Genomic DNA, 18866 nt, shown 5'->3' with positions numbered 1-18866 from the left:
ACAAGTAAAAGGTTGGGTTTGGACGAGATAGCAAAACATAAAGGTCACAAAAATTTAGTGACGGTAGTGAGCGATTTAGAGAAAGGAGAATTGATAGAAGTCATCGACTCTCACCAACAAGAAGAAATCGCTGAAGTTCTTCTACAGCAACCGTTAGAGGTCAGAGAGGCAGTCGAAGAAGTCAGTGTAGATATGTGGGGAGGATTTCCAAAGCTTATCGAAAAAGTGTTTCCCAATGCCCAAATTGTCGTCGATAGATTTCACGTTATGAAAGCGGTGAATGACAATCTAAATAAAATCCGAAAGCAGGTGAAGTTTAAAATCAAAATCAAAGGAGCCAAATGGTTATTGCTGAAAAACCAAAAAGACTTAAAAGAAGAGGAATTGGAAAAATTAGAGGCCGTTTTAAAACAGTCAAAACGTTTACGAAAAGCTTATCAGCTTAAAGAGGATTTTAGAGAAATTTATGAAACAACTCAAGACCCAGAGAGCGGAAAAAATAAATTTAAAGAATGGCTGTGTAAAGCACAGAGTATTTATGGTGATGCTGTCAAGACAATTCGCAATCATCTTAACACAATATGTAATTATTTCTTGAGCCGAACAACCAATGGTGTTATGGAGGGTATTAATAATCGTCTTAAACTGATAAAGCGTCAAGCTTATGGCTTTATAAATTTTGAAAATATGCGAATGCGCTTTCTGTCTTGCTTTACTTAATAAGTTTTTCTTATCACCTTGTTTTGCGAAGACCCGGAATGACGAGAAAAGCCAGCCGTTATGATTGCCTGTTCCGCAGGAGTTAAACGACCAGATCGGAATTTTATTTCAACCATTGAAGAAACGTAACTAAAAGGTATTTGTAAAGAAAAAATCAAAAGGTGAAGTGTTTGAGCATCAGAGCGATTGGGGTTCGAGCGATCGAACACTCACTCATCTAGTGAAGATTCAGAAAATCTTTGCTTGAACGGTGTTTTAGGTTCCGATATTTCGTCTAGTCTTACTCGAAAGTCTCGATCTAAAATGGCTTTCTGCCAGTTACACGCTGCTTTGATTTGTTCTGGGGTGAGATTTTCTACGGCTCTCAACCAAGCTCCCTTCAGGTTCGCTCCCCTTAAATTAGCATCCTTCAAGTTCGCTCCTTCTAGATCGGCTTTCCAGAGATTAGCTCTCTCCAACTTAGCTGCTTTTAGGTTGGCCTCCTTTAGGTTCACTTCCTCTAGGTTGGCCTCCCACAAATCGGCTTTCCAGAGATTAGCTCTCTCCAACTCAGCTCCCCTTAAGTTGGCCTCCTTCAGGTTCGCTTCCTCTAAATTCGCTCCCTTCAGCTCTGCTCTCTCCAGATTGGCTCTCTCTAACTCAGCGTTAGGAGCGATCGAGTACATACTTCGCTTTTCAGGCTGGAAATCACCGGGCCACTTCGTTTCTGGTGTATAAAGGCTCTTCGGAGTTTAGGGTGACAGAAAAACTAACTTCACGAGATTTCAAGGGTTTTGGCTCTCGAATTTTCAATTTTTTGTATTATGGTATACATTTATAACCACAAACTCCGAAGACCCTGTATAAATCACTTCATCCAGGTTCGCTCCCTTCAGGTTCACTTCCTCTAACTCAGCTTCCTGTAAGTCAGCTCCCTCTAAATTCGCTCCTTTCAAATTCGCTTTCCACAAAGCTGCTCCCTTTAGACTCGCTCCCTTTAGATTAACCTCCTCCAGATTGGCTTCCCATAGGAAGGCTCCTTTTAAGGTGGCATTCTCTAGGTTCGCTCTCGTTAGGTTCGTTTTTTCCAGATTGGCTCTCGTCAGCTCAGCCTCCCACAGGTAGGTATACCCCAGGTTCGCTCTCGTCAGGTTTGCTTCCCCTAGCTCAGCTCTCGCCAGATCCGCTCTCTCCAGATTCGCTCTCGTCAAGTTAGCTAGCTCCAAGGTGGTATCCTTTAAGTTCGCTCTCATCAGGTTCGCTTCCTCTAGATTGGCTTCCCATAGATAGGCATACTCCAGGTTCGCTTCCTCTAGATTGGCTCTCCACAGGAAAGCTCCCCGTAGTTTGGTTCTCCGTAAGCTGGCTTGATAAAGGTTCGCCTCTCCCAAGTTCGCTCTCGTCAAATCAGTTCCTCTTAAATTTGCTCCCTTCAGGTTGGCATTTTCCAGATTCGCTTCCCGTAGGTTGGCATTCTCCAGGTTGGCATTTTCCAGATTCGCTCTCGCTAGATCGGTTCCTCCCAGACGGGCTGTCCTCAAGTTGGCTCCCTTTAGATTGGCTCCCTGTAAATTCACTCCTTGAAGCTCGGTTCTCTGTAGATCGGCTCCCTCCAACTCAGCATTAGGAGCGATTGAGTACATACCTCGCTCTTCAAGCTGGAAATCACTGGGCCACTTCGTTTCTGGTGTGTAGATCGCTCCCTCCAGGTTTATTCCCTTCAAGTCAGCATACTCCAACTCGGCTTCTCGTAAGTTGGCTCCCTCTAAGTTAGCTCCTTTCAAGTTCACCTCCCTCAGAACGGCTCTCTCCAAATTGGCTCCTTTTAGCTTGACTCTCTGTAGGTTAGCTCCTTTCAAGTTAGCTTCTTTCAAGTTGGCTCTCTCTAGGCTGGCTTTCTTGAGATCGGCTTCCTGTAAGTCTATCTGTATTCCAGAATTTCTAAATCTCCACTGATTCCAGACTTCTACTTCTTTTGTCTTCAATCGATTTAATTGTTCTGCATTTGCCATCAGTTTTTTTCTATTGCCATAGCAAAATCATTTGAGTTGTGAACACTCTCTGTAGTTGGGATCGCCGTGCTAAAGTACTTTCAGATTACAATATTTTACGAGTCAGTTGGGCTGGCTATATCAAATCTGTATTTGAACTCGAACCAGATCTCCGGCAGCCATTTACCGATCTGGGATTTTGCGGGCAACCTTTTAATACGGCGATATCTTTTCTAACAAGGGTCTCAGGACTTTTCTGCACCACTAAGGATATGAAAGACCATTTTATTTTTTTAATCTGAACTCAAATAATGAATTTTTCGAGGTTCCCACTCATTCTAACTATTTCTCTTTCTAGCTTTTCTTTATTTTTTACGATTATTTACTACGAATTTATGTGATTGTCAATCTTTGTGAATAATATGTTACATTTTATCGAAATGTAAACAATCTTAACTCTAGCGATCGCACCTCCCCTCGTCGAAAACGGTAAAGATCCGTTGATTTTCGGATCTCGAAGGCTCCACAGGGTTTCTTAGATGATAGGATGTGGAAGATTATCGGTTCTAGGGGGGAGCAGCCCCTAGAGAAAACGGGGAAAGAGCAGTGCAAATCTGCCGCTGTCCCGCAGCTGTAATGAAAAAGAGTCGAAGGTTGAGAGCCTAAGTTTGGAAATCTAACGAATCTGAGCTTAAGATCTTTTATCCAAGATCGAACCCTCTCTTTTTCTCAGTCAGAATGCCCGCCGATACGTGGTTTGTATTTTTCAACATCTGCGAGGTACGGATGATAACAGCTTTAGAATTTACGCGATCGCAATTTTCTCGTTTTTGGAGAATCCCTACAAAACTCCGAAACGAGTAGAAAAACTTGCATCAGACGGGTCGTTTTAAAAAATTGCGTTGAAGCTCAGATGAGTTCGCTCGTCTTAGTCACTTCACGTATTGTCAGAAATTACCGTTATCACGATCGTCTCATACAAAATCCGAATTTCAAACAACAGTTCCTCATCTCCAGACAAGACCCTCTATCCCCCCCCTAAGCCCCCCTTTAGAAGGGGGGTTGGGGAGATGTAGTGAAGAACTTTTGAACCCAAACCCACTCAAATCAACCGCTTCAGGAACCATCAATGAAACCAAACCCTCGAATCTTACAGTTAGTCGCAATGGCGGCTTTGAGCCTTTACCTGGTTGTGGGAGCCGCTCCACCCGCCCAAGCCATGCACATTATGGAAGGATTTTTACCCGTTGGCTGGGCTGCATTTTGGTGGATTGTATCTTTACCGTTTTTCATTTTGGGATTGCGATCGCTGGCTCGCATTGCTCGCGAAAATCCCGAACTCAAACTGTTACTGGCTCTAGCTGGAGCCTTTAGCTTCGTCCTCTCCGCCTTGAAAATTCCCTCAGTGACGGGGAGCTGTTCCCACCCCACGGGGACGGGATTGGGAGCCGTTCTGTTCGGACCGTCGGTGATGACCGTTCTTGGCAGTCTCGTCCTGATTTTCCAGGCAGTTTTATTAGCTCACGGCGGTTTGACGACACTAGGCGCGAACGTCTTTTCGATGGCGATCGTCGGCCCTTGGGTAGCTTACGGCGTCTATCGCCTCTTTGCCAACAGCGGCAAGCAAAAACTCGCCGTGTTCCTAGCTGCGGCTTTGGGAGACTTGGTTACTTACATCGTCACCTCGGTTCAACTGGCTTTGGCTTTTCCCGCTGCCAGCGGGGGTTTCGTCGCCGCTTTCGTGAAGTTTGCGGGGATTTTTGCCCTCACTCAAATTCCCCTCGCCATCAGCGAAGGTCTCCTGACGGTGTTGGTCTGGAATTGGCTGCAATCCTACGCCACCGAGGAATTACAGACGTTAAAGGTTTTGAAAACAGGAGCTTAAGAGATGGAAACGCAACCCACACAAAAACCCCAAAAACAAGGAAACTGGCTCATCGTTTTTACCGTGATTGCCCTGGCGGTACTTCCCCTGATTTTCGTCAAAGGCGAATACGGCGGGGCTGACGGCGAAGCAGAAGAGGCGATTGGCGAAATTCAACCGGATTACGAACCCTGGTTTGGAGGGGTGTTCGAGCCGCCGAGCGGTGAAATCGAAAGTTTGCTGTTTGTCTCTCAAGCCGCCATCGGTGCGGGGGTTATCGGCTATGCGATCGGGTTTTATCGAGGACGAACGGAGCGCAAACAATCTGGCAAAGAATGATAAATCCCCGAACGCTCTGGGAAACGATGTCCTGGCGGCGGGTACGGCGGCGGACGTGGCTTGAGGGTGATGCACCATCAGATTGATTCTCTCGTCTATACCAACCGACTTCGACACTTGCCTCCCGAGCATAAGTTGAGTTTTGCTGCCGTTCTCTTTATTCTCGGTTATGGGTCTGTGCCTTGGGTTCAAGGTGCGATCGCCCTTTGGCTGGCGGTGTGGATTGTCGGCTACGCAAAGATTCCGGCGAAGATTTACGCTCGACTGTTACTGTTGCCCCTCAGCTTTTGGCTGACGAGCGTTCCGGCGTTGTTGCTGGGGGTGACGGCGACGAGTCGTTGGAGTGCGGTGCAACCGGATGTGATGCAAGGGGTTGTTGTCGGGCCGGTTTATCTCTATCTCAGCGTGCAAGGATGGCAACAGGCGAGTGAGGTGTTCGCTCGCGCCTTGACGCTGACCTCCTGTTTGTATTTCATTTTGTTGACAGTTCCGTTTGTGGAGATTTTGCGGGTGTTGCGCCAACTTCGCTGTCCCAGCTTGATGGTGGAATTGTTGGCACTGATGTATCGTTTTATTTTTATGTTGGCGGAAACGGCCACGGACTTGGTGACGGCTCAGCGATCGCGTGGGGGATATCTGACTTGGCGGGTTCGTCTTCGCAGTTTGGGACTGGTAGTCAGTCAGCTTGTGGTGCGAACGTTGGATAGTTATCGCCAAATCTCTCTCGGGTTGCAGTCGCGGAACTTTACGGGAGAGTTGCAGGTTTGGCACGCTCGCCGTCACAAACCCAGTTGGCGTTACAGTACGGAAGCGATGGCGGGGTGTCTGTTGTTGGCGATCGCCACGGGAATCTATTATGCCAATTGAGTTCGATCGCGTCACTTACACCTATCCCTGCGCCAAAAAACCCGCCGTACAAGAACTCTCGTTACGCATTCCTCCCGGTCGCCGCTGCGGTCTCATCGGTCGCAATGGCTGCGGGAAAAGTACGCTGTTACGGTTGGCGGACGGTCTGTTTCGTCCCGATCGCGGTAAGTTGTACTGGCAGGGAAAACCGCTAGATTACAGCCGCAAATCTCTGCGGACGCTGCGCCAGCAGGTGGGTTTGGTGTTCCAAGACCCGGAACATCAGCTCGTGGCGACGACGGTGGAAGAGGATATTTCCTACGGTCTGTGTAATCTGGGATTACCTGAATCGGAGATTGCCGATCGCGTGCAGCGGACTTTAGAGGATTTCGATTTGTTGGAGTTGGCGAATACGCCGATTAACCATCTGAGTTTGGGTCAAAAGAAGCGAGTGGCGATCGCCGATGTGATGGTTTTGCAACCGCAACTCCTGCTGATGGACGAACCGACGGCTTATCTCGATCCGGCGCAAACCCGCACGCTGTTTCGCCGCCTCGAACGCATTCACGTCGCTGGAACGACGACTTTAATCGCTACTCACGACCTGGATTTTATCTATGCTTGGGCGGATTGGCTGATGGTAATGGACTGCGGACGCATCGTTCTTGAAGGCCCCGCTGAAGACCTGTTCGATCGACACCAAGAACTCAGAACCCTAGGGCTTGGCTTACCGTTAGCGGTAGATTTACTAACAATGTTGGAAGACAACGGTATTTCAGCGGACAAGATACGTTCTCAGATCGTGAAGCGATCGAGTTGTGAAGAGTATTGATACTCCATCTTTTACCGATAGAATAAGTTTCAAGAAATCTTCACCACATCCCCCCTTAGTCCCCTATCCCCCCTTCGCCCCCCTTTGAAAGGGGGGCGAAGGGGGGATGGTTGGGGGGATAGAGGGACTTGTCAGGTTGGGTAAAACCAGTATTTGAGTTCGGATTCCATATGATACTTGCATGAAGAGAATTCTCTGAAGTTTTTCTAAAGTTACGATTTTTTGAGTTGCTATATTTGGAAAAATCTGGAAATAAAAAAATATAAAAGCCCGGTATCTTTAGAGATACCGAGTCGTTATAATCTATCGCTTTAGTAGATTTTCTAGAGTTCTCTAGTTCTCGAATTCCTCTTCTTCAAACTCTTCCTCGTCGAAGTCTTCTTCACTGAATTCCTCTTCGTCAAACTCCCCGTCGAAGTCTTCTTCGCTGAATTCCTCTTCGTCAAACTCCTCGTCAAAGCTTTCTTCAAACTCTTCCTCGTCGAAGTCTTCTTCGCTGAATTCCTCTTCGTCAAACTCTTCCTCGTCGAAGCCTTCGTCAAACTCTTCCTCGTCGAAGCCTTCGTCAAACTCTTCCTCGTCGAAGTCTTCTTCACTGAATTCCTCTTCGTCGAAGTCTTCTTCACTGAATTCCTCTTCGTCGAAGTCTTCTTCACTGAATTCCTCTTCGTCGAAGTCTTCTTCGCTGAATTCCTCTTCGTCGAAGTCTTCTTCGTATCCTTGTGCGATCGCATCGTTATCTCGATCGATTTCGGCAGCCTGGGCTTGCTGCGAGAGTGTAGGGCAAGTTCCAATTGCTAACAGGAACGAGGCGACTGTTAACATAGACATTGTTAGAGCCAACCAATTCAGGGTTTTTATCACGAATTTATCCTCAACGATGAGAAATAAACTGAAATTTTCGTCGAGTCTAATCGAGAAAACTCACTTTGACAAGAGGCGAGAAGAAGAATGCGATCGCGTTCTCAAACGGCGATCGGAGTTCGTCAGTCGTTACCAGATTGAAAACAGACCGAACCCATGAAATCGAGCGTGTTATACTCTAACAAAACTGACACAATTAACGCCCATACACACTAAATATAGAGAAAGATTGGTATCCTTTGCGCTACAGATAGTGTTAACAGCTAAAGTTCGATACAATTTAGCAAGCTGGGAACTGCGCCTGTCGGATAAATCGCGTCAATGCGTCCGCCCTAAACAAAACAACTCGAAGGGCGCATCTCAAAAATGTAAATTTATCAGATCGGAGTCTTTGCAGTGAATTGAGCTGTTGTTGGGTTTCGCGATCGCTCCACCCCTGGACGGCAGCGTTGCCGAAGTCCAACCTATCCCAGATTCATATTTTTACATCCATTGAGATGAACCCAACTCGACTCGTTTTTCAGCATCGGTATTCGCTCGAACCTCAACCCAGCCAGAGGTCGTTCGCCGTTGCCCGTTCGTGACGGTTTTGCAAGCCTTAAGTTATATGTAGAAAGACGTGATGTCTTTTCAGACGCTCGCCCGTTGCAAGGGCGCGGGTAAGTTTAGCCATATCGATATTCTCGGCCGATTCCTCTAGACTACCCTAGAGGGTGTTACCCCTTAATTGCATTGACAGTGCGACTCCTCGGATATCTTGGCCGGTCGTCAAGACGCCCCGAGACAAGGTGGAGAACAAAGTGCGATCGATCGCAGTAGTGGAGCGAGCTTCTTTCGTCAGGTACTATGACCCACATTTCCCCAGACTCTCCTACCGAGCCAAAAGCCACGTTGTTACTCGTTGACGATCGGCCCGAAAATTTACGGTTGCTTTCTCGGATGCTGTCCCGTAAAGGGTACGAAACCCGCAGCGTAACGACGGGGAAGATGTCCCTGGTGGTCGCCGAAACCGAACCGCCCGACTTGATTTTACTCGATATCAATATGCCGGAACTCGACGGGTTCGAGGTCTGTCGCCGTCTCAAAGCCAATCCTAAAACGCAAGGAATTCCGGTCATTTTCATCAGTGCGCTCGACAACGTAATGGACAAAGTCAAGGCGTTTTCGTCGGGGGGGGTCGATTATATTACTAAACCGTTTCAGTTTGCTGAAGTGCTGGCGCGGATTGAAAACCAACTCAAACTCAAGCGACTGCAAGAGCAACTGGCCGAACAAAATGCCAAGCTCCAGCAAGAAATTCGCGATCGCTCTCGCGCACAAGCCGCCTTACGAGAAAAAGAACAGTACTTGCGGCTGATCCTCGATAACATTCCGCAACAGGTCTTCTGGAAAGATACGGATTTAGTCTTTCTCGGCTGCAACCAAAACTGGGCCGACGCAGCTCAACTCAGCAGTCCCGACGAGGTGGTGGGAAAAACGGATTACGATATGTTTGCCGATCCCGCCATTGCCGACCAGTTTCGCGAACAAGACCGAAAAATTATCGACTCCGATACTCCCGAGCTTCACATCGTCGCCACCAAGCAAAAAACCGGACCGGACGGGAAGCGAGTATGGCTCGACATCAACAAACTGCCCATTCATAACGAAAAAGGGGAAGTGATCGGAATTTTAGGGGTTCTCGACGATATTACGCAACGGAAACTGGCCGATGAAGCCCTCAAAGCTGAAAAGCAAAAATCCGAACACTTATTGCTCAATATTTTGCCGCGAGCCATTGTCGATCGCCTCAAACAACTCGAAAGTGCGATCGCCGATCGCTTTGACGACGCCACGGTGTTGTTCGCCGATATCGTCGGATTTACCGCACTGTCATCTCGCGTGTCTCCGGTAGAAATCGTCAATCTCCTCAATCAAATTTTCTCGATTTTCGATCGCCTGGCCGAAAAACACGGCCTCGAAAAAATTAAAACCATCGGAGACGCGTATATGGTCGCCGGTGGACTCCCAGTGCCTCGGGACGACCACGCCGACGCGATCGCGAACATGGCCTTAGATATGCTCGATGCGATCGAATCCTTTCAACCCTATTCAGATACGCCGATTCAAATTCGCATCGGCATCAACAGCGGTGCAGTCGTCGCCGGTGTCATCGGCATTAAAAAGTTTATTTACGACCTCTGGGGAGATACCGTCAACGTCGCCAGTCGCATGGAATCGACGGGAATTCCGGGGCGCATTCAAGTCACGGGAGATACGTACCATCGCCTCACCGATCGCTTTATGTTTGAAGAGCGGGGTTTAGTCTCTGTCAAAGGTAAAGGGGAAATGACGACTTATTGGCTCGTCGGACGCAGATGAGAAGATGAAGACAGTCACCAGTCACCCGTGAAAACAGTTACCTGTTAACTGTTTCTTCTCTGCTTCCTTGCTCCTCTTCTGCGCGATCGATGACTCCCGAACCCCAACCCAATGCAGTCGTCCTTATCGTAGACGACAACCCAACAAACCTCAGCGTTTTGTCGGCTCACTTAGAAGCGGCAGGATTTGCGTTGCGCGTCGCTCAAGATGGAGAAAGTGCGCTACGAGTGGCAGCCTTACAACTGCCCGACCTGATCGTACTCGATATTCTCATGCCGGGAATCGACGGATTCGAGACCTGCCGTCGTTTGAAAAACAACCCCCTCACGCGGGAAATTCCCGTGATTTTTATGAGTGCGTTGTCCGATCCCGTCGATAAAGTCAAAGGCTTGTCTCTCGGAGCGGTCGATTACATTACCAAGCCGTTTCAACGGGACGAAGTGCTGGCGCGTTTGCAATTGCATTTGAAAATGCGACGTTTGACCCAGGCTCTAGCCGATCGCAGCCGCCGCTTACAGGAAGAAATTCGGAACCGACGTCACGCCGAAGGTGCCAGTCAGGCCAAAAGCCAGTTTCTGGCGAAGATGAGTCACGAACTGCGAACTCCATTAAACGCGATCTTGGGGTTCAGTCAATTGATGGAACGGGATAAAACGCTAACCGAGGAACAACGGGAGTATTTACGGATTATCTGTCGCAGCGGCGAGCATTTGTTGACCTTGATTAACGACGTGCTAGAACTCTCGAAAATCGAGGCGGGAAAAGTCACGCTTAAAGAAGCCCCGGTGCGTCTCGATCGCCTCTTGCAAGGGGTCACGGATATGTTGGCGTGGCGAGCGCAAGCGAAAGGGTTGAGTTTCGAGGTTTACTGTAGCGACGACGTGCCACCGTGCATCCGTACAGACGAGGGGAAGTTGCGGCAAGTGGCGATCAACTTGCTCAGTAACGCCATTAAGTTTACCGAGTTTGGAAGCGTCGCGTTACGAGTGGGGGCGGTTCCCCAAAGTGGCGATCGCGTTCGCTTGTATTTCGAGGTCGAGGATACTGGCCCCGGTATCGCTCCAGAGGAGTTAGAAACGATTTTCGAGGCGTTCGTGCAAACGCAAACCGGATATCGTTCGGAAGAGGGAACGGGGTTAGGCTTGCCGATTAGCCGTCAGTTGGTGCAGTTGATGGGGGGAGACATCACCCTCGATAGCGTTCTCGGGGTCGGGACGATCGCTCAGTTCGATATTATCGTACCGGTGGAAACGCAGCCGATCGAGATCGGCGACTCGTCCGAGACCCCCAAACGCCGCGTCGTCAGACCGCTCGCCGATCGCCCCGTTCCTAAATTGTTGGTCGTCGACGATCGCCGCGAAAGCCGTCAGTTTTTGGTGAAATTGTTGGAAGTGACGGGGTTCGAGGTGCGCTCTGCCGAAGACGGCCAGGCGGCGATCGCACAGTGGAAGGCGTGGCAACCGGATTTGATTTGGATGGACGTGCGGATGCCCGTGATGGACGGTTACGAGGCGACGCGACAGATTAAAGCCCAGCAGAAGAAGACGGGGGCGAAAAGTCCCACGGCGATCGTTGCCTTAACCGCCAGTGCGTTTGAGGAGGAACGAGCGTCGGTGTTAGCTGTCGGATGCGACGATTTCCTTCGTAAGCCGTTTCGGGAAGAGGAGATCTTCGAGAAAATCGCCCGACATTTGGGGGTACGCTACCTGTACGAGATGGTAGAGGACACGGCGTCGGAGAGCGTGCTTCCCTCTCTGGAACTGACTTCGGAAGATTTGGCGTCGATGCCGGTTCAGTGGCGGATGCGACTGCGATATGGGGCGATGTCCGCCAACGATGCGATCGTTCGTTCGCTCATTGATGAAATCCCCGAGGAGTCGGCCGCCTTAGCCGAGCGATTGACGGTTTGGCTCGAGGATTTTCGCTTCGATAAGATTTTTGCCCTCGTTCCCCAGGAAGAAACGCTCTCGGAAGACGAGGAAAAAACGGGAACTTAACGCACAAAACATCCGGCTGAGACTGACTCGTTCAAAATCGTACCGACCCAAATTTTGCTTTAATACTCCCTCCTTTACCGATACGCGGGGCTTTAAGAAGTTTTCACAACATCCCTCCTTAGCTCCCCTAAAGGAGAAGGGGGTTAGGGGGATGGAAGAGCTTTTCGGATTGGGAAAAATCAGTATTTGAAATGGAGTGCATCTCACTAATATTAATTTACCAGATACGAGCTTTTGCAATCGCTAGAGTGTCTATTACGTTAGCTCGCACTCTCCCCAACTCATCCCAAATTCAGGTTTTGTTAGAAATAAAATATATAGGGCTTGCTGAAAAGAAGTGAAAAGCTTACGGTGTAAGGCTTAGAGGAGTCTTGACGTGGCTTCGAGAACCCGAAAAAGAGGTAAAATTGGAAATTCCCGTGCATCCGGCAAGAAAAAATGTATCGAAAATCACAAAATCCTGACGCGCCCGAAGAAGCCTTTGAACTTCCTTTTGAAGGCAAGTTGTGTGAAGAAAATCGTTGGGTAATTTTGGCGAACCTCATTCCCTGGGCAGAATTTGAGGAAGAATATGCCCAGAATTTTTCTGAGGAAATGGGAGCACCAGCGAAACCATTTCGGATGGCACTGGGAGCCTTAATTATTAAAGAAAAATTGGGAATAAGCGACCGAGAAACTGTCGAACAAATTAAAGAAAACCCTTACCTACAGTATTTTATCGGGGAAAAGAGTTATCGAAATGAAGCGCCTTTTGATGCTTCAATGATGGTTCATTTTCGGCAAAGGATTGGTCGCTCTCTACTTCAAAAAATAAATCGAAGAATTGTCAGACAAGCTCGAGGATTTCAACGGGAGGAATCTAGCACAAAAAAGTCAGAAGGAGTCGAAAGAAGAAAAGAAAATAGAGGGAAACTCTTAATCGATGCGACCGTCGCACCTGCCGATATCAAATACCCCACCGATGTCGAACTGTTAAATCAAGCGAGGAAAACCACCGAACTCATCCTAGACATTTTATATAAATCCCTGAAGGGCCAACTGTCTAAAAAACCTGAACCCACCGAAAACTCGCCCGAAAAGAGTATCTCAAATTTGCCAAAAAGAGGAGACCCTCTCGCAAAGAAAGAAGAAATGCTGTCAAAAAACAACTCCAATATCTTCAACGAAACTTCCAAAACATTGAGAAATTAATTGAGAAAGGAGCGAGCCTAGAATGCTTAAGCCGAAGGCAATACAGGAATTTATTAGTCTCCAGTGAAATTACCCGTCAACAGCAGTGGATGTGGTCAAATCATAAAAATAAAATCGAAAATCGCATCGTCAGTTTAACACAACCTCATCTCCGTCCAATCGTCAGAGGCAAGGCAGCAAGTCCTACGGAATTCGGGGCTAAGTTATCAGTCAGTTGTGTAGAAGGATATGTATTTCTCGAAAAAATTAGTTGGGATAATTATAATGAAAGTGGAGATTTAATCTCGCAAGTCGAAGCTTACAAAGACTATATGGGAGTTTACCCCTCATCGGTTCACGCCGATCGAATTTATCGAACCCGAGCTAATCGAGCTTGGTGTAAAGAAAGAGGAATTCGTCTCAGCGGACCGCCTTTAGGAAGACCTCCTAAAAACCTCAGCCGAGAAGCCAAAAAACAAGCCCAGGAAGATGAGCGCATTCGTAATGCAATCGAGGGGAAATTTGGACAAGCCAAAAGAAGATTCAGCTTAAGTCGTGTTATGGCTAAACTGCCTAATACTTCGGAAACCTCCATCGCTCTGACCTTTTTAGTGATGAACCTGGTGAAGCTGAGCCGGCAGTTTTACTGTCTTTTTTTGTGTCAATTTTTCCCAAACTTCATAATTTTGTCGAGAAATATTATTGTAACTTATAAAGTGGACGAGTTAAGTCAATTCAGATTTATACCTTGAGTAAGACGGCTTCTTGTTCATTTTCCACCCCCAGCTTTTGATAACTTTTTCAGCAAACCCTATATAGCAGTCCCAAATGAATCATCAAAAATTAAAATACTAGAAATTAAAACACTAGAAAAAACATGATTCTCTGTTCCCGATTTCCTTTTTGTATCAATTTTGTTATACAACTAAATTAAGATATGTTTAAAACTGACATGGGCGACAGAAATACGGGTTTCACTGGCAAAATAACGGTAACTTCCGTGCCTCGATCGACGTGAGAACTAATTTCGATCTGTCCTTGGTGTTGGCGAACGATGTCGTAACAAGTCGATAGTCCCAAACCCGTACCTCGACCGACTGGCTTGGTCGTAAAAAAGGGATCGAAGATTTTGTTTTGAATTTCTGGAGGAATTCCCGAGCCGTTGTCTTGAATTTCGATGTAGACTTTACCTCCTCGACAGTCTGTTGAAATGTTTAGAATTGGGCGATCGTTTTGGGGGTCAGATTGAAGTGCGTCGATGGCGTTTTCGATGAGATTGAGAAAGACTTGATTGAGCTTCCCTGCGTAGCATTCGACTTTGGGTAACGTTCCGTAATTCTTGACAATTTCGAGATGAAATTTCGGCGATGTCACTTTGAGTTGACTGTTGACGACGAGCAGCGTGCTATCGAGACTTTCATGTAGGTCGATTGGTTTGACTTCCGATTCGTCTAATCGCGAAAACGTTCGCAAGACGCGAACAACTTTGTCAATTCGCTCCGTTCCAGACTGCATTGATTTGAGGAGTTTCGGCCAGTCTGCGATGAGATAGTCTAAGTCGATGCGATCGAGGGCAGCTTCGATCTCTGTCGTCGGCTGGGGATAAGCTCGACGGTACAGTGCGATCAGCTCGATCAGGTCTTCGGCGTACTCTTGGGTATGGACGATGTTTCCGTGAATGAAGTTGACAGGATTGTTAATTTCGTGGGCGATGCCTGCGACGAGCTGCCCCAGACTGGACATTTTTTCAGTTTGAACCAGTTGGACTTGTGCTTTTTGAATTTCGCTCAACATCGTGCTGACGTGTTGCATGAGCTGGTTTAAACTGACTGTCAGTTGTCCGGCTTCGTCACCGGTGATGACGGGGGCTTGCAGTTTGAAATTCGACTCGGCAATGGCACGTTTGGCGATCTCGGTGGTTTGTTCGAGGGGACGAGCGATGGCTGCGCCCATAAACAGAGCTAAAACCACCGCACTAACCACTGTGACGAGCAGTCCGAGGGAGAGCATGAGGCTTTCGAGTTCTTCAACGCCTTCGTACGCCTCGTGAACGGCTTCTTCTTTGGCGTTCGTGTAGTCGTAGGTAATTTGAACCAGAGTGTCGAGGCGATCGCCGAAAACAACCGTAATGTCACTTTCGTTCAAGCGCATCAACGCTTGTCGTCCCGACTCGAGGCGATCGGGATCTGACGCAGTGTCTTCGAGGAGAGAGACACTTTCAAACAGTTGTTGGGTATAGTCGCGAACTGTCGGTTCGGCGACGTCGAGCCATTGGGAAAAGCGCTGTTGCACGCGATGTAGGGACGGATCGTCGAGTCCGCTTTCGGTCTCATCAGACCACTCTCTCGTCTCTTGAAGAAGTTGCTGTAAGATGCGTCGATCGGCTATGAGCCGCTCGATTTTGCCCTCGAGTGAATCGGGGCGATCGAGCGTCGCCAGCAGACGATAGTGAACGTCGTGAATCTCGAGGAGAGTTAGGTTCAGTTTGTTGAGCGTCTCGGCTCGCTCTTCCACGGTTTCGGCACGTTCCTCGACGACTTCGTTGGCATATTCTTCAACTAGCCGCGCTGACAGGGTTGAAAATCCAGCGATGACAATGGCAACGAGATATCCGGCAACAATTTTATTACGAATACTCGCCGAACGAAACAGTCGATCGAGCCATTGTGAAGCCACTTCCATTCGGTTGGTGCGATGGGAGTTCAGAGGTGTAGTTTGTTTGAGGGATAAGAGATCGCGATTCATGGGTCGTGTTTCTTGGAGTCATACGCGAGTTCTGTCGATCGCAGTCCCCCCCTCGAGTCTTTCTCTACCATTGGATTGGGTGCATCTCAACTTTTGTGAAAATAGGAGCCTGGGGTAGGTTGGACTTCGGCAACGCTGTCGTCCAGGGGTCGAGCGAAGCTGCAACCCAACAGCAGCTAAATCGAGTACTAAAGCTTACATCCGATCGATTTACATTTTTGAGATGTACCGATTGAATTGGTTTTCTCCTCTTGGTAGTCTGACACGACTATCGTTCGAGAAACGATCGACTGTAAATGATTTCTAAGCGATATATAAAAACTCGCAATTTTTAATTTTTATTTCATTGTTTGTTAATATATCTGTCATCGTATATTGTATTGAGGATATCAGTCAACTGTAATTTAACGGAAGCAAAGTTCAGTAAAATCACGTAAGCAAGGCTGTGGATTTCACGGATATTATCGATCTCGATCGCCTGATATCCCATTTGGGATCTGGGTACGCGATCGGCAATGCGGCGACGATCGCCAGTTAGTTATGGCAATCTGCGATCGCATGAGGTTTAATCTGAAGTCATACTCGATCGCGCTCAGGGTAAGCTCGTTGAATTCAGACAATTTCATAGATAGGGTTTGGGGATTCTAAGTTTGTAATATCAATGTAGATTAGATGACACAAAATTCAGGATTTTAGTGCTAAAATTTCGATTTTCGTGTTATTTAAAAATAGAAAATCATCGTATATCCAGAAAACTCACGATACTCCCTATGTTTCCTTATCGTCCTGGATTGTCTTTGCAGAATGCTTATCGACCGAGTTCGGAGGAAGACGCGCGCTCTTGCTATAACCATCATCCCTGTGCGGCTTGTCAGGCTGTCATCGAGAGCGATCGCCTCCCCGACGTTCCCCAGCAACAAGTGGGAGCGATTCTTTTTAAAAGTGTTTCTAAAACCTGTTCCTGTGGCTATCTGAATGAATTCTTTATTGTTTTAAACGATTGTTGGTCTGAGGAAAACGCCGAGATTCCGAGTTCTCAAGAGGCGATCGAGCGAGCGCGAGAAGACGGATTGCTTCTCGATCCGTGGTTGGAAGAAGGTCTGGTTGACTCCTCGGTTGCACGGCATCAGGGCAATATCGATCGCGCGATCGAGATTAATAGAGACTTGAGCGATCGCTTTCCTCAAATCTTATTACCCTTTTACAATTTGGGTGTCCTCTACGCACAGCAGCATCGCTATCGCGAGAGTTTAGCGGCTTACGAAGCTGTTTTAAAACTCGATCCGGAAGATTCAGAAGCTCTGATAAATAAAGCCCGGATCTTGATGCAGCTCGATCGACGACAGGAAGCCGGAGCCACTTACGAAAAATGGCGCGAACTCAACCCTCAAGAAACAGTCACTTTAGCCAAAGAAGAAGGATTGTTCGGTACGGTGTGGGTTCTGGACGAGCCGGAAACGCGCTTTTTATGTATCGGCGAACAGTCCCAAGGAAGTGCGACCAAATCTCCCTCGGCTTGCCAATGGGAGGCGAACTGTCGCTGCGGTCCGGGGCCGTTATCTGAAAGTTATTTTGCCTCTGCTTTTCTCTTGGTTGGCTGTCAAATGCCCGAATCGTCGGGATTGGTATTAGGACTCGGTGCGGGTGCGGGAGTCACGATGAGTTTGGCGTGCTTTCCCAAGTTGCGCTTGACTGTCGTAGAAATCGATCCGGTGGTAATTCGGATGTGTTTGACGTTCTTTCCGTTAGTTCAGCATTATATCGATACGGGTCGTTTGGAAATTATACAAGCTGATGCGATCGCGTTTTTGAACGCCAATCGCCGACGGTTTAACTTCCTTCAATGTGACGTTTACCAGGGCAATGCAGATTTTCCCGCTTCGTTTGCGAGTCAGGAATTTATCAAAACCATCCGCCAAACTTCCCCACTCTTATTTGTCAACATCATCGGCGAGCTTAACAGCCCTCATTTACGTCGCGTTTTAGCGGCGTTCGATGCAGCCGATCGACCACTATCTACAATCTATACGGGAGAATCACTCGAAAAGAGTAAAACGGAGCCGATTAATTGGTTTGGCTTGACGCAAGAAGCCAACGTTCCACGAGGATTCGTTCCCTTTCCAAATCTTTCAACACCCTCTGCCGAACGAGTCCGGCAGCATTTTAGAGACTTACAAAATAATAAACTCTCTCGCGATCGCTTGCAGTCTTATCTCGATTCGCAAAATTGCTAAAGTTTACTCTCCATTAGTGGCGATCGAAGCACTGATAAAAACACACTAATTTGCAAGCAAATTAGTGTGTTGAGTTTGAATAAAGCAAGGATAAACTGAATGCCAATAGATAGTATCGTATCCTTACTGGTGAGTGAAAACTTGAAAAGGCTATCTATTTTTTGTTGTATTTAGACAGCTTGGCGTACAGGGCGCTCGAAGATTTGAGGCACTCATCGCCAACGCTCGTATTAGCAGATTTGATTTTGCTAGGGTCAGCATCAGCCATTCTTAAAGGCTCGGCCATTTTAATTGTATCTGCCATGATGGTTTTGCACCAAAATCAATAAATTGTGGTTTCAGCGTATCATAGGCGATTTTTAAATACTGGCTCTATTTACAAAAATTTGGATTTATTTATATGCTTTTACAAGCTTGGTTTTTATGTTTATTGAATTTTAAACAATCTAAAGCTATTCAATAATATCGAAATATCAGTTGATGGCTTTTAAATAATAACAAGACTGTAAACAATACCAATATTAAATGATTCGTGGCAAAATTCCTAATCGGGTTGATGAGGTGAGATGGCTTAGTGGTGCAGAAAACTTTTCGAGATCTGGGATTGACAAAACACATAAGATCTGTATTAGTCCTCGAGCCAGATCCCCGGCATCTCGGAGATGCCGGGGATCTCCGGCAGCCATTTACCGATCTGGGATTTTGCGGCCAAACCTTTAATACGGCGATATCTTTTCTAACAAGGGTTTCAGGACTTTTCTGCACCACTAAGGGTGAGATGGTGATGTGGTGTTCTCCTCATCTCCTCTCCTCATCACTCCCCGGTTGGGGGCGGTGCGTGACGCGGTAAATTCCATTCACCGGATTTCGGCGAGATTTTAATGCCCGCGTCACAGCACCCTACGACTCCCCATCTCTCTTTAC

At 47.5% G+C, this 18866-nt stretch carries 14 protein-coding genes, 1 pseudogene and 1 riboswitch; of the genes and pseudogenes, 10 read left to right on the top strand and 5 right to left on the bottom strand.

Going from position 1 to position 18866, the window contains the following annotated elements:
• The coding region (locus tag GEI7105_RS40015; RefSeq protein WP_017662047.1) for an ISL3 family transposase at positions 1-720 on the top strand (720 nt) is incomplete at its 5' end.
• 209 nt (positions 721-929) lie between these two features.
• Here GEI7105_RS40015 and GEI7105_RS31385 read toward each other — a convergent pair.
• Both GEI7105_RS31385 and GEI7105_RS33700 read right to left on the bottom strand, forming a co-directional pair.
• Positions 930-1385 carry a pentapeptide repeat-containing protein gene (locus GEI7105_RS31385; protein ID WP_017662046.1) on the bottom strand — a complete coding sequence of 152 codons (456 nt, stop codon included), beginning with the start codon at positions 1383-1385 and terminating at the stop codon, positions 930-932.
• Between the two features lie 123 nt (positions 1386-1508).
• Entirely contained in the window at positions 1509-2711 is a 1203-nt protein-coding gene (locus GEI7105_RS33700; RefSeq protein WP_017662045.1) for a pentapeptide repeat-containing protein, read from the bottom strand.
• A gap of 523 nt (positions 2712-3234) precedes the next feature.
• A riboswitch (cobalamin riboswitch) is annotated at positions 3235-3454 on the top strand.
• 365 nt (positions 3455-3819) lie between these two features.
• Between GEI7105_RS33700 and GEI7105_RS0119155 the strand changes: the two genes are divergently transcribed.
• The 4 genes from GEI7105_RS0119155 to GEI7105_RS0119140 all read left to right on the top strand — a co-directional run bounded on the left by GEI7105_RS0119155 (position 3820) and on the right by GEI7105_RS0119140 (position 6571).
• A complete protein-coding gene (locus GEI7105_RS0119155) occupies positions 3820-4575 on the top strand; it encodes an energy-coupling factor ABC transporter permease (protein WP_017662044.1) in 756 nt (251 codons plus the stop codon).
• A gap of 3 nt (positions 4576-4578) precedes the next feature.
• A complete protein-coding gene (locus tag GEI7105_RS0119150) occupies positions 4579-4893 on the top strand; it encodes an energy-coupling factor ABC transporter substrate-binding protein (RefSeq protein WP_017662043.1) in 315 nt (104 codons plus the stop codon).
• Positions 4894-4962: 69 nt separating this feature from the next.
• Positions 4963-5760, top strand: a complete 798-nt coding sequence (gene cbiQ / locus GEI7105_RS0119145) for a cobalt ECF transporter T component CbiQ (protein WP_017662042.1) — start codon at positions 4963-4965, stop codon at positions 5758-5760.
• A complete protein-coding gene (locus GEI7105_RS0119140; RefSeq protein ID WP_017662041.1) occupies positions 5750-6571 on the top strand; it encodes an energy-coupling factor ABC transporter ATP-binding protein in 822 nt (273 codons plus the stop codon). Before cbiQ ends, GEI7105_RS0119140 begins: the two co-directional genes overlap by 11 nt.
• Before the next feature lie 333 nt (positions 6572-6904).
• Here GEI7105_RS0119140 and GEI7105_RS31370 read toward each other — a convergent pair whose 3' ends face one another.
• Positions 6905-7402: a hypothetical protein gene (locus tag GEI7105_RS31370; protein WP_144053874.1), complete on the bottom strand. Its 498-nt coding sequence runs from the start codon at positions 7400-7402 to the stop codon at positions 6905-6907.
• Positions 7403-8281: 879 nt separating this feature from the next.
• Between GEI7105_RS31370 and GEI7105_RS41290 the strand changes: the two are divergent.
• From GEI7105_RS41290 to GEI7105_RS31360, 4 genes and pseudogenes are all read left to right on the top strand, one after another.
• Positions 8282-8650: pseudogene (locus GEI7105_RS41290) on the top strand (response regulator); the annotation flags it as partial.
• Positions 8648-9796, top strand: a complete 1149-nt coding sequence (locus GEI7105_RS0119130) for an adenylate/guanylate cyclase domain-containing protein (RefSeq protein ID WP_445958304.1) — start codon at positions 8648-8650, stop codon at positions 9794-9796. The pseudogene GEI7105_RS41290 and the gene GEI7105_RS0119130, both read left to right, overlap by 3 nt.
• Before the next feature lie 89 nt (positions 9797-9885).
• On the top strand, positions 9886-11793 hold the full coding sequence (locus tag GEI7105_RS31365) for a response regulator (protein WP_017662038.1): 1908 nt from the start codon (positions 9886-9888) through the stop codon (positions 11791-11793).
• A 438-nt stretch (positions 11794-12231) separates the two neighbouring features.
• Positions 12232-13715 (top strand): IS5 family transposase gene (locus GEI7105_RS31360; protein WP_375339026.1). Its coding sequence is split into 2 segments (ribosomal slippage): positions 12232-12850 and positions 12850-13715, totalling 1485 coding nucleotides; the frame shifts between segments, so codons are not numbered across the junction.
• Between the two features lie 178 nt (positions 13716-13893).
• On the opposite strand, the gene GEI7105_RS31355 is transcribed toward GEI7105_RS31360, so the two are convergent.
• Complete coding sequence (locus GEI7105_RS31355) at positions 13894-15708, bottom strand: sensor histidine kinase (protein WP_017662037.1); 1815 nt, start codon at positions 15706-15708, stop codon at positions 13894-13896.
• A 770-nt stretch (positions 15709-16478) separates the two neighbouring features.
• Between GEI7105_RS31355 and GEI7105_RS0119105 the strand changes: the two genes are divergently transcribed.
• Positions 16479-17942, top strand: coding sequence for a tetratricopeptide repeat protein (locus tag GEI7105_RS0119105; RefSeq protein ID WP_017662035.1), 1464 nt, complete (start codon positions 16479-16481; stop codon positions 17940-17942).
• 154 nt (positions 17943-18096) lie between these two features.
• On the opposite strand, the gene GEI7105_RS38640 is transcribed toward GEI7105_RS0119105, so the two are convergent.
• A complete protein-coding gene (locus GEI7105_RS38640) occupies positions 18097-18246 on the bottom strand; it encodes a hypothetical protein (RefSeq protein WP_017662034.1) in 150 nt (49 codons plus the stop codon).
• Between the last annotated feature and the right edge of the window lie 620 nt (positions 18247-18866).

It is taken from the genome of Baaleninema simplex PCC 7105 (assembly GCF_000332355.1).
GTDB classification, from domain to species: Bacteria; Cyanobacteriota; Cyanobacteriia; order Cyanobacteriales; family Geitlerinemataceae; genus Baaleninema; species Baaleninema simplex.
This window is presented reverse-complemented; position numbering and strand designations above follow the sequence as displayed.

What these genes read in the sequence shown, in the direction of transcription:
- GEI7105_RS31385 (WP_017662046.1), bottom strand. Translation starts at nt 1,385, where the DNA reads ATGTACTCGATCGCTCCTAACGCTGAGTTAGAGAGAGCCAATCTGGAG.
- GEI7105_RS33700 (WP_017662045.1), bottom strand. Translation starts at nt 2,711, where the DNA reads ATGGCAAATGCAGAACAATTAAATCGATTGAAGACAAAAGAAGTAGAA.
- GEI7105_RS0119155 (WP_017662044.1), top strand. Translation starts at nt 3,820, where the DNA reads ATGAAACCAAACCCTCGAATCTTACAGTTAGTCGCAATGGCGGCTTTG.
- GEI7105_RS0119150 (WP_017662043.1), top strand. Translation starts at nt 4,579, where the DNA reads ATGGAAACGCAACCCACACAAAAACCCCAAAAACAAGGAAACTGGCTC.
- cbiQ (WP_017662042.1), top strand. Translation starts at nt 4,963, where the DNA reads ATGCACCATCAGATTGATTCTCTCGTCTATACCAACCGACTTCGACAC.
- GEI7105_RS0119140 (WP_017662041.1), top strand. Translation starts at nt 5,750, where the DNA reads ATGCCAATTGAGTTCGATCGCGTCACTTACACCTATCCCTGCGCCAAA.
- GEI7105_RS31370 (WP_144053874.1), bottom strand. Translation starts at nt 7,402, where the DNA reads ATGTCTATGTTAACAGTCGCCTCGTTCCTGTTAGCAATTGGAACTTGC.
- GEI7105_RS31365 (WP_017662038.1), top strand. Translation starts at nt 9,886, where the DNA reads ATGACTCCCGAACCCCAACCCAATGCAGTCGTCCTTATCGTAGACGAC.
- GEI7105_RS31355 (WP_017662037.1), bottom strand. Translation starts at nt 15,708, where the DNA reads ATGAATCGCGATCTCTTATCCCTCAAACAAACTACACCTCTGAACTCC.
- GEI7105_RS0119105 (WP_017662035.1), top strand. Translation starts at nt 16,479, where the DNA reads ATGTTTCCTTATCGTCCTGGATTGTCTTTGCAGAATGCTTATCGACCG.
- GEI7105_RS38640 (WP_017662034.1), bottom strand. Translation starts at nt 18,246, where the DNA reads ATGGCAGATACAATTAAAATGGCCGAGCCTTTAAGAATGGCTGATGCT.